The organism is Burkholderia sp. Se-20378 (assembly GCF_017104665.1).
In the GTDB taxonomy this organism is placed as follows: domain Bacteria; phylum Pseudomonadota; class Gammaproteobacteria; order Burkholderiales; family Burkholderiaceae; genus Burkholderia; species Burkholderia lata.
Map to the genome: position 1 here is coordinate 1 of NZ_JAAGPG010000339.1, position 8,857 is coordinate 8,857.

11 protein-coding genes and 1 pseudogene are annotated in these 8,857 nt (G+C 67.4%); 7 read left to right on the forward strand and 5 right to left on the reverse strand.

Annotated elements, in window-relative coordinates; translation table 11 throughout:
• Together G3N93_RS27310 and G3N93_RS27315 are read left to right on the forward strand one after the other, a co-directional pair.
• Positions 1-404 (forward strand): P1 family peptidase (locus G3N93_RS27310; protein ID WP_206134362.1); only part of this gene is annotated, 404 nt, incomplete at its 5' end.
• The gene (locus G3N93_RS27315; RefSeq protein WP_206134363.1) at positions 401-1,228 is read left to right on the forward strand and encodes a M55 family metallopeptidase; all 828 of its coding nucleotides are present in this window, start codon (positions 401-403) and stop codon (positions 1,226-1,228) included. The genes G3N93_RS27310 and G3N93_RS27315, both read left to right, overlap by 4 nt.
• 38 nt (positions 1,229-1,266) lie before the next feature.
• Here the strand turns inward: G3N93_RS27315 and G3N93_RS27320 are convergent, their stop codons facing one another.
• Positions 1,267-2,046, reverse strand: coding sequence for an alpha/beta fold hydrolase (locus G3N93_RS27320; protein ID WP_206134364.1), 780 nt, complete (start codon positions 2,044-2,046; stop codon positions 1,267-1,269).
• A gap of 142 nt (positions 2,047-2,188) precedes the next feature.
• Here G3N93_RS27320 and G3N93_RS27325 point away from each other — a divergent pair, with 142 nt between their 5' ends.
• Complete coding sequence (locus G3N93_RS27325; protein ID WP_206134365.1) at positions 2,189-2,968, forward strand: helix-turn-helix domain-containing protein; 780 nt, start codon at positions 2,189-2,191, stop codon at positions 2,966-2,968.
• A 461-nt stretch (positions 2,969-3,429) separates the two neighbouring features.
• Here the strand turns inward: G3N93_RS27325 and pcaG are convergent, their stop codons facing one another.
• The 3 genes from pcaG to G3N93_RS27340 all read right to left on the reverse strand — a co-directional run bounded on the left by pcaG (position 3,430) and on the right by G3N93_RS27340 (position 5,574).
• The gene (pcaG, locus tag G3N93_RS27330) at positions 3,430-4,023 is read right to left on the reverse strand and encodes a protocatechuate 3,4-dioxygenase subunit alpha (RefSeq protein ID WP_174935705.1); all 594 of its coding nucleotides are present in this window, start codon (positions 4,021-4,023) and stop codon (positions 3,430-3,432) included.
• Between the two features lie 3 nt (positions 4,024-4,026).
• Complete coding sequence (gene pcaH / locus G3N93_RS27335; RefSeq protein WP_011355459.1) at positions 4,027-4,734, reverse strand: protocatechuate 3,4-dioxygenase subunit beta; 708 nt, start codon at positions 4,732-4,734, stop codon at positions 4,027-4,029.
• Between the two features lie 273 nt (positions 4,735-5,007).
• Positions 5,008-5,574, reverse strand: coding sequence for a YiiX/YebB-like N1pC/P60 family cysteine hydrolase (locus tag G3N93_RS27340; protein ID WP_174945027.1), 567 nt, complete (start codon positions 5,572-5,574; stop codon positions 5,008-5,010).
• 120 nt (positions 5,575-5,694) lie between these two features.
• On the opposite strand from G3N93_RS27340, the gene G3N93_RS27345 reads away from it, so the two are divergent.
• From G3N93_RS27345 to G3N93_RS27360, 4 genes are all read left to right on the forward strand, one after another.
• Positions 5,695-6,432, forward strand: a complete 738-nt coding sequence (locus G3N93_RS27345) for a helix-turn-helix transcriptional regulator (protein WP_174935699.1) — start codon at positions 5,695-5,697, stop codon at positions 6,430-6,432.
• A 77-nt stretch (positions 6,433-6,509) separates the two neighbouring features.
• On the forward strand, positions 6,510-7,496 hold the full coding sequence (gene pcaQ / locus G3N93_RS27350) for a pca operon transcription factor PcaQ (protein ID WP_174935698.1): 987 nt from the start codon (positions 6,510-6,512) through the stop codon (positions 7,494-7,496).
• Between the two features lie 131 nt (positions 7,497-7,627).
• On the forward strand, positions 7,628-7,987 hold the full coding sequence (locus tag G3N93_RS27355) for a type II toxin-antitoxin system RelE/ParE family toxin (protein ID WP_174945031.1): 360 nt from the start codon (positions 7,628-7,630) through the stop codon (positions 7,985-7,987).
• Between the two features lie 72 nt (positions 7,988-8,059).
• On the forward strand, positions 8,060-8,356 hold the full coding sequence (locus tag G3N93_RS27360) for an XRE family transcriptional regulator (RefSeq protein ID WP_011355454.1): 297 nt from the start codon (positions 8,060-8,062) through the stop codon (positions 8,354-8,356).
• A 162-nt stretch (positions 8,357-8,518) separates the two neighbouring features.
• On the opposite strand, the pseudogene G3N93_RS27365 reads toward G3N93_RS27360, so the two are convergent.
• A pseudogene (locus G3N93_RS27365) lies at positions 8,519-8,857 on the reverse strand (amino acid permease); the annotation flags it as partial.

Genomic DNA, 8,857 nt, shown 5'->3' on the forward strand with positions numbered 1-8,857 from the left:
ACCTGCCCGAGACGGGCTCGATCATCCTGCTGCTGGCCACCGACGCGCCGCTCGATGCGCGGCAACTGTCGCGGCTCGCGCGCCGTGCAGGTGCGGGGCTGGCCCGCACGGGCTCGGTCTACGGGCACGGCAGCGGCGACATCGCGCTCGCATTCTCCACCGCCTACACGATCTCGCACGACGCATCGACCCTCGCGCTGCCGGCCCTCGTCGCCGACGCGGCGCTCGATCCGCTGTTCATGGCCGCGGCCGAAAGCGTCGAGCACGCGATCGCCGATGCATTGCTGCAGGCCGTGACCGTGGCCGGGCGCGACGGCCATGTGCGGCAAGCGCTGCGCGACGCGGTGCCCGATCTCGATCGCCTGTTCAACGAAGGCTACGAAGGACGTCTTACCCAGTCATGAAGATCCTGATTTCGACCGACATCGAAGGCGTCGCCGGCGTATTCGCCACCGAGCAGACGCGCGCCGGCAATCCGGAATACGAGCGCGCGCGCCGCTGGATGACCGCCGAGGCGAACGCGGCGATCGAAGGCGCGTTCATGGGCGGCGCGCAGGCGGTGTGGGTCAACGATTCGCACGGCGGCTTCCGCAACCTGCTGCCCGACGGGCTCGATGCACGTGCGCGCGTCGTGCTCGGCAAGCCGCGCACGCTCGGGATGATGGCGGGCCTCGAACAGCAGCCCGACCTCGTGTTCATGATCGGCTATCACGCGAAGTCGCAGACGCGCGGCGTACTCGCGCACACGATCAACAGCTTCGCGTTCACGCAGGTGTGGCTGAACGGCGTCGAGCTCGGCGAAGCCGGGCTGTACGGTGCGTTGGCGCGGGAATACGGCGCGCACGTCGCGCTGGCCACGGGCGACGACGTGTTCGCCGAGGAAACGCAGCCGCTGTTTCCGGATGCGCATTTCGAGACGGTCAAGACGGCCGGCGGCGCGTCGAGCGGCGATACGCTCACGCCCGCTGCGTCATGTGCGCGGATCGCAAGCGCTGCGCGCGAAGCGGTCGCGCACGCACTGTCGGCTGGCGTGCGCGCCGGCGCCCATCGGCCCACGCCGGCCGCTTGCACGCTGCGCGTGCAGACGGCGGCGCAGGCCGACCTGTTCTGCGTGCTGCCGTCGCTGGAGCGCGTCGATGCGGTGACGCTGCGCTTCGACGGGCCTTCGGTCGAGCATGTGGTGCGCACGCTGAATAGTTTGTCGGCGATGTCGTTCATGTTGCGGTGATGCGCGCGACCGCGATGCGGCTTGCGCGCCGCGCGTCGTCAGTGGTTGCCGACGGGGTTTGCCGTCACGGCGAGCAGGAACGTTTCCATTGCCGCGACCAGCGCGAGCGGCGTCTCGTTCATCGGATAGTGGCCCGCATTGCGCAGCACAGCGACGGTGGCGAGCGGATAACGCTGCAGGTAGGTGCGGGCCATCAGTGCCGCGTCGAACGCCGGGTCGTGCTCGCCGATCAGCACTTTCACCGGATGGACGCCGGCGATCTCGTCGCTGAAATCCGTATCGGCCCACGCGCGGAAGTACGCGCCGAACGCCGGCGGCGACGAACGGGCTGCCGAATACGCCGCTTTCCACTCGATCCAGGCGGCGGGCAGGCGGCCGCCGGTGCTGCGATCGATGATGGTCCGGCGATCGGCGACGTGGTCCGCGGCGCGCTCGAATAGCGCGCGTTTCTCCGCGTCGAACGGCAGGCCGCCGCACGGCACGGGTGTGATCGGTACCAGCGCGCGCACACGCCCGGGCGCCATGACGGCGATTTTCTCGGCCGCCATCGCACCCATCGAATGGCCGACGATGCTGAAGGTCGCGAAACCGAGCGTGTCGGCCAGCGCGAGCGCGTCGGCGGCGATCTCGTCGATCGTGTAGTGGCCCGCCGCGTCGCGCATGCGGCCGTAACCGCGGTAGTCCATGAACACATAGCTGAAGAGTTCACGCGACAGCCACGCTTCGACGGGTTCGAACGCGTGGGCGTCGCCGAACCAGCCGGGCAGTACAAGAACAGGGTGGGGGCCGTCCCCCACGCGATGAAACGTATTCGGCATGTCCGCTCCGATGCAGTGGTAATCCGGCCGATCAGGCCGACGGGTCCTGCGGCCGTCCGGGCGCGCAAGGGTGGAGCGGATCGTAGATCGCGCGAAGGAGACCCGCCTTCGATATCGGGTCATTGATGATGGAATTCGGGCCTTGAGAAATACGCTGCTAGATCCCTACGAAAACATTCCCCGGAGCGTGGTCGTGACCGCGAACGACTATGCGGCGGGCACGACGTTTCCGGAGCACGCGCACGGGCGCGGGCAATTCGCGTTCGCGTCGCGCGGCACGATCAGCGTGTCGACGCCGCATGGGCGCTGGCTGGTGCCGCCGCAGCGCGCGTGCTGGGTGCCGGCCGGCGTGCGACACGAAATGACGATGACCGGGCCGGTCACGATGTTCAACACGTTCGTGTCCGGCGACGCCGCGCAGGAGGCGGGCCTGCCCGACCAGTGCGGTGTCTATGGCGTGTCCGCGCTGCTACGGCAACTGATCGACGATGCGATCGACCTGCCGGCGCTGTACGACGTCGACGGGCGTGCGGGCAAGCTGATGGCGCTGCTGGTCGCGGAAATCGCGACGATGCCGCGCCTGTCGCTGCATGCGCCGCTGCCGGCCGACGCACGGCTGGCGAAGGTGTGCCGGCACCTGCTCGCGTCGCCGTCGATCGCGGCCGATCTCGACCAGGTGGCCGCCGACGCAGGCGTGAGCCGCCGCACGTTCACGCGGCAGTTCCGCGCGCAGACGGGCGTGAGTTTTGCCGCATGGCGCCAGCAGGTGTGCATGCTCGCGGCGATCGCGCGCCTGAGCGACGGGCAGCCGGTCACGCGCGTCGCGCTCGATCTCGGGTACGCGAGCGCCAGCGCGTTCACGTCGGCGTTTCGCCGCATTCTGGGCGATACGCCGAGCCGCTATCTGGAGATTCGGCGCTAGCCGGAAGGAATCGGCGCACGACACGCCGGTGCGCCGGTTGCCGCCAAAAAAATACGCGCCTGCCAACTTCGGTCAGACGCGTTTAAAGGCACTCGGTCAGAAAAAAATGCGCGCACGGCCTGCCGGCCGGAGTCGCGCATTACATGCGTAATTGTTGCCTGTTCCGATTCAATCTCATTGAAGCGTTGCGGATAGCGAAGAATACGCCGCATAACGCGCAAACGATATCGTGTCCGACTGACGACTTGTGTGCTGTCGCAGCATACGTTTCAATCGCGCGTTCGATGCAGGGAGCACAAGCCCGCGACAACGGGCATTCGCACCCTTGGCCGGACGCGATGCACCGCAGCATCGAATGATGGCGACGGAGCATGAAAAACGCCGCGTGGTGCGATGCCTGTTGGTATCGCGCCACGCGGCGTTGGAGTATCGGGCGGAGCCGGCGCAAGCCGGCTCGCGCGTCACACGTCGAAGAACACGGTTTCGTCCGGCCCCTGCATGCGGATGTCGAAGCGGTAGACGACCGGGCGGCCCGGCTGCGCGTCGCGTTTCGCGACGAGCGTCGCGCGGCGCTCGGCCGGCACGGCATTCAGCACGGGGTCGGCTGCGTTCGCGGCGGCTTCGTCGTCGAAGTACACGCGCGTGAACGCGTGGGTGAGGATCCCGCGCATCATCACGGTCACGTTGATGTGCGGCGCTTCGTCTGCGGCGAGGCGGCCCGGCTTCACCGTCTCGACGACGAAGCGCTGCTGCGCATCGGTGCCGGTGCCGACTCGCGCGAAACCCGTGAAGCCGGATTTCGCGATGTCGTCGCGCGAGGCGGGGTAGCGGCCCGCGCTGTCCACCTGCGTGAATTCGAGCACCGCGTCGCCGACGACGTTGCCGTCACCGTCGAACACCTGGCCGACCAGCAGCACGTGCTCGCCTTCGGCGTGGGCCGCGGCGATCGTCGGCGTGAACAGGCTCTTCAGGTCGTAGTCGTATTGCTGCGGGCACAGGCCGTACGCGAAGTACGGGCCGACCGTCTGCGAAGGGGTTTGCTTCAGCGTCGTCATGGTTCAGCGCTCCATCGGGGTAGCATCGCGGCCGCGCAGCACGATGTCGAACTCGTAGCCGAGCGCATAGCCTTCTTCGGTGAGGTCCATCGAGAAGCGCGAGATCAGGCGATCGCGCGCGGCCTCGGGCGTGCCCTGGAAGATCGGGTCGTACGCGAGCAGCGGGTCGCCGGGGAAGTACATCTGCGTGACGAGACGCGAGCCGAAGTAATCGCCGAACAGCGAGAAGTGGATGTGATTCGGGCGCCACGCGTTCGGATGGTTGCCCCACGGATACGCGCCGGGCTTGATCGTCAGGAAGCGGTAGCGGCCTTCGTCGTCGGTCAGGCAGCGGCCCGCGCCGAGGAAGTTCGGGTCGAGCGGCGCATCGTGCTGGTCGATCTTGTGCACGTAGCGGCCGGCTGCGTTCGCCTGCCACACCTCGACGAGCGTGTTGCGCACCGGCTTGCCGCCTTCGTCGAGTACGCGGCCCGTGACGACCATGCGTTCGCCGAGCGGCTCGCCGTTCTTCACCGCGTTCTTCGTCAGGTCATGGTCGAGCGCGCCGAGATCTTCGGCGCCGTAGACGGGCGCGTACTGGTCGCGAAGCTTCTCCTTCAGCGGGATCAGCGGGCGGGTCGGGCCGCGCTTCACCGACGAACGGTACTCGGGGTGGACATAGGCCGGATGCGACGGCCAGTCGCGCGGCGTGAGGATCGTGGGGGAATCCATCGGGCGTCTCCTGATAGGTATTTCGCGAAGTGGATGGCACGACTGTAGCCAATCCGGAAAGTTATGCAAAATGACCTTTTTTCGCGAATCGCATAACCGTTCGTTATGTTCGACGCGCCAATGAAAATTCCGCCGGACAGGATGCCTGTCCGGCGGAAAAAGCGATCGGGCTTCGCGTCGTCGGTGACGACCCCGTGCACGGCCCTCCAGCCAGCCCGTCGCTGCTTTTTTGTGTTGTCGTTCTTGTTGTTATCCGGTCTCCCTGAGCGCCTGTTATGACTGGCGGCCGGGATCGAACACGATCCCGTCGAATTCGAGTGACAGCGTGCCGCTGCGCAGCAGTGCGGCCGGCGTCGCGTCCCGGTCGGCGCCGAGCACGTCGCTCACGTAGTCGGCGCAGAAGCCGCGCCGCGTCCGCAGGTTGAAGCGGTTGCCGAGCAGCGCGTCGATCCGCCGTTCGGCCGTTGAATGAAGCTGGCGCTGCGCATCGGTGGTCGGTGCCGCGACACGACGGGCCAGCGCGATGCGTCCGCCGTCGGTCCGGGCGACGAAGCGCGACAGCGGCGTGAGCTTCGTCCACGCAAACGCGGATTCAGCGATCAAGGGCTCGTCGCCCGACGTATCGACGACGATGCCGAAGCGATTGGCCCACGCCCCCGTCGCGCCGGCCGCGTCGCGCGGCGCATTCGCCGGCACGCGGATGAACACGAGATCCCCGACGTGCGCGCTGGCGGCCAGCGTGCGGACCGTGGCGAGCGGCATCGTGCGATCCGTGTCGCGGGCATCGCGCGGGGCGGTGTGATGCGATTCGTAGGCAGCGGTTTCGGTTCGGGTGGTCATTTCGGCTCCGTCGTTCAGTGACAGCACGGAGCGGATTATGCAGACAAGTATCCGAAAATGTTCATCTGCCTGTGCAGGTGGCCTAATATCTGACCTTGAGCATCATTTTTCGATACCAAAATGACCGAAACCGCCCAACTCATCGACATGCTGAAGCGCCAGCTGAAGGCGCAGGGCATGACCTACCGCGACGTCGCGCGTGCGCTCGACGTCTCCGAGACCAGCGTGAAGCGGCTGTTCGCCAGCGGCCGCTTTACGCTGGAGCGTGTCGTGGAGATATCCCAACTGCTCGGCTACACGCTGGCCGAGCTCGTGCAGGAGGCGTCCGCGTCGGCGCCGAGGCTGCACGTGCTGACCGAGCAGCAGGAGGCACTGCTGGTGTCGGACGACAAACTGCTGCTCGTTGCCGTCTGCGCGATCAACTACTGGACCGTGCAGGACATCGTGTCGGCCTATCAGGTGACGAAGGCCGAGTGCGTGAAATACCTGCTGATGCTCGACCGGATGAACGTCGTCGCGCTGTTGCCGGGCGACCGGATTCGCGTGCGCGTCGCGCGCGATTTCGACTGGCTGCCGGGTGGGCCGATCCGCCGGTACTTCCATGCGCACGCACTCGGCGATTTCCTCGACAGCCGCTTCGACGGGCAAGGCGAGACGATGACGTTCTCGCAGGGGATGCTGACGGAGGCCGCCTCCGCGGAGCTCGAACTGGAGCTGCGCCGGCTGCGCAGCAAGGCGGCCGCGCTGCATGCGGAATCGTCGTCCGCACCGCTCGCGCAAAAGCACGGCACCAGCTTGCTGATCGCGAAGCGGATGTGGGAGCCGGCCGGTTTCCAGGCACTGCGGCGTCATGCGTGACGCATCGTCGAGTGCTTGGGACTATTCGAAAAGTTATGCAAAATGGCATTTCATCGTCAATCGCATAACCACTCGTTATGAATAACCGTATCGCCGACGGCCGCGTCAAGTTCCGGCACTTGCAGTGCTTTCTCGCGGTCGCGCAGTTGGGCGGCGTGCAGAAGGCGGCCGAGAGCCTGTCGATCACGCAGCCGGCCGTTTCGAAGACGATCGCCGAGCTGGAGGCGATCCTCGGCGTGAAGCTGTTCGAGCGCGGCCGGCAGGGTGCGCAGCCGACTCGCGAGGCGCAACTGTTCATGCCGCACGCGAGCGCGTGCGTACTGGCGCTGCGGCAAGGCGTCGGGCTGCTCGCGCGCGAAGGCGGGGCCGCCGCGGCGACGCTGGAAATAGGGATGCTGCCGACCGTCGCGGCATCGCTCGCGCCCGCGTTGATGAAGGCGCTCGCCGAGCGCTGGCCGCGCGTCGTCGTGCGGATCGCGACGGCCGCGAACGCCGATCTGCTCGAGCGCCTGAAGTCCGGTGCGATCGAGTGCGCAATCGGACGGCTGTCGGAACCGGAGCGCATGATCGGGCTCGCGTTCGAGCAGTTGTACAACGAGCCGCTCGTCGCCGTCGTGCGCGCCGGGCATCCGTTGCTCTCGAGTGCGGCGCCGGCGGCCGAGCTTGCGCGCTATCCGGTCGTGCTGCCGCCATTCGGCACGCTGATCCGCCAGTCGGCCGAGCAACTGCTCGGCGCTTGCGGCGTGCCGCCGCTGGATTCGTTCATCGAGGTGTTGTCGGTATCGGTCGCGCGAGCGCTGGCGCTCGAGAACGACGCGGTCTGGTTCGTGCCGCTCTATGCGGCCGAATACGACCTGTCGGCCGGGGCGCTGGCACGCCTGCCGCTGCCGTCGGCGGGCACCGACGAGCCGGTCGGGCTCGTGCTGCGCACCGATGCGCAGCCGTCGCCGGTCGCGCGGACGCTGATCGACGCCGTGCGCGACATCGCCAGGTCGCGGTTCGGCGAAACGCGTGCCGGCGGCACGTCACGCGCGGCGCGCAAGCCGGTTCGTCGCGACGATTGACCCGGTGGACCGGGCGGCAAGCGCGGTCCGGGCCCGTTCACGGCTACTGACTGGATTGGCCATCTGGTCAGTAGCCGACCTCGTGGTGCTTGGCATATCGTACCGATTTTGATACGATGGGTGTCAGGACGATGACGAGACAGCAGATCCAGGTCACGCTCGGCGTGCGGTTCTTCCAGACGGCCCGTGGCAACGAGCCGGTGCGCGAATGGCTGAAGGCGCTCGGGCATGCGGAGCGAAGGGCGATCGGCGAAGAGATCAAGACCGTTCAACTCGGCTGGCCGCTCGGCATGCCGCTGGTCCGGAAGATGGCACAGGATCTGTGGGAGATCCGCGTGATGCTGCCGGGGCGGAGCGCCCGCGTGCTGTTTACGGTCGTCGGCGACACGATGGTCCTGCTGCACGGCTTCTTCAAGCAGTCGCGGGCCACGCCGTCGGACGATCTCGATGTCACCGTCGCGCGCCTGAAAGCGCTGATGCGCGCCATCTGAATTTCCCGGTTGCGCCGGAACGCACCGTCTTCGACGGTCAGGCTGCCGGCAACGCCATGCACTGGAGTACCCATGACGACCACGAACAATCCGCATATCGGCAGCGATTTCGATACCTTCCTCGAGGAGGACGGCAATCTCGAAGCGGCCACCGCCACCGCGATCAAGCGCGTGATCGCCTGGCAGATCGGGCAGGAAATGAAGGCGCAGCACATCACGAAAACCGCGATGGCCGCGCGGATGAAAACCAGCCGCGCCGCGCTCAACCGTCTGCTCGACGAAACCGACACGAGCCTCACGCTGGCCACGCTCGCGAGCGCGGCCGCCGCGCTCGGCAAACGGCTCAGTTTCGAGCTGGTGCCAGCCTGACGGGCACGAAGAACCGGCGGACGGCCGAGGCTGAGCTTTTACGCGTGATGCGCGCGGCGGAGTGGCCGGCAATCCGTCCAGCGGTTCGGCCAGCGGTTCGATCATGATCAGCCCGCGCGTCCCCGCACGTGGGCAGGTGTCGGCCCGCGCGCACCTGCCGGGTCACTGACGCGGCCCGGCCACCTGCAGATAGAGCAGCGCACCGCCCGCGAGCAGCAAAGGGCACAGGATGTACCAGCCGGTCGTCAGGAACAGCCCGGCCACCGCGACCAGCGAAACCCACGCACAACGGTATGCGATGCCGCCGCGCGGCAGCAGTTTCAGCGCGGCGGCCGCGCCGAGCCCGTACACCATCACGAAGCATCCGGACGTGACGAGCACGAGCGGCTTCGGCCCGACGTCCGACAGCGTCGTCGCCGCCAGGGCGACTACCGCGAGCAGGGCGATCACGGCGAGGCTGCGGCGCGGGACGCCGCCGACCTGGCTGCCTTGCGCGAGCCA

Coding starts and splice junctions, on each gene's coding strand:
- G3N93_RS27315 (WP_206134363.1), top strand. CDS start 401: ATGAAGATCCTGATTTCGACCGACATCGAAGGCGTCGCCGGCGTATTC.
- G3N93_RS27320 (WP_206134364.1), bottom strand. CDS start 2,046: ATGCCGAATACGTTTCATCGCGTGGGGGACGGCCCCCACCCTGTTCTT.
- pcaG (WP_174935705.1), bottom strand. CDS start 4,023: ATGACGACGCTGAAGCAAACCCCTTCGCAGACGGTCGGCCCGTACTTC.
- pcaH (WP_011355459.1), bottom strand. CDS start 4,734: ATGGATTCCCCCACGATCCTCACGCCGCGCGACTGGCCGTCGCATCCG.
- G3N93_RS27340 (WP_174945027.1), bottom strand. CDS start 5,574: ATGACCACCCGAACCGAAACCGCTGCCTACGAATCGCATCACACCGCC.
- G3N93_RS27345 (WP_174935699.1), top strand. CDS start 5,695: ATGACCGAAACCGCCCAACTCATCGACATGCTGAAGCGCCAGCTGAAG.
- pcaQ (WP_174935698.1), top strand. CDS start 6,510: ATGAATAACCGTATCGCCGACGGCCGCGTCAAGTTCCGGCACTTGCAG.
- G3N93_RS27355 (WP_174945031.1), top strand. CDS start 7,628: ATGACGAGACAGCAGATCCAGGTCACGCTCGGCGTGCGGTTCTTCCAG.
- G3N93_RS27360 (WP_011355454.1), top strand. CDS start 8,060: ATGACGACCACGAACAATCCGCATATCGGCAGCGATTTCGATACCTTC.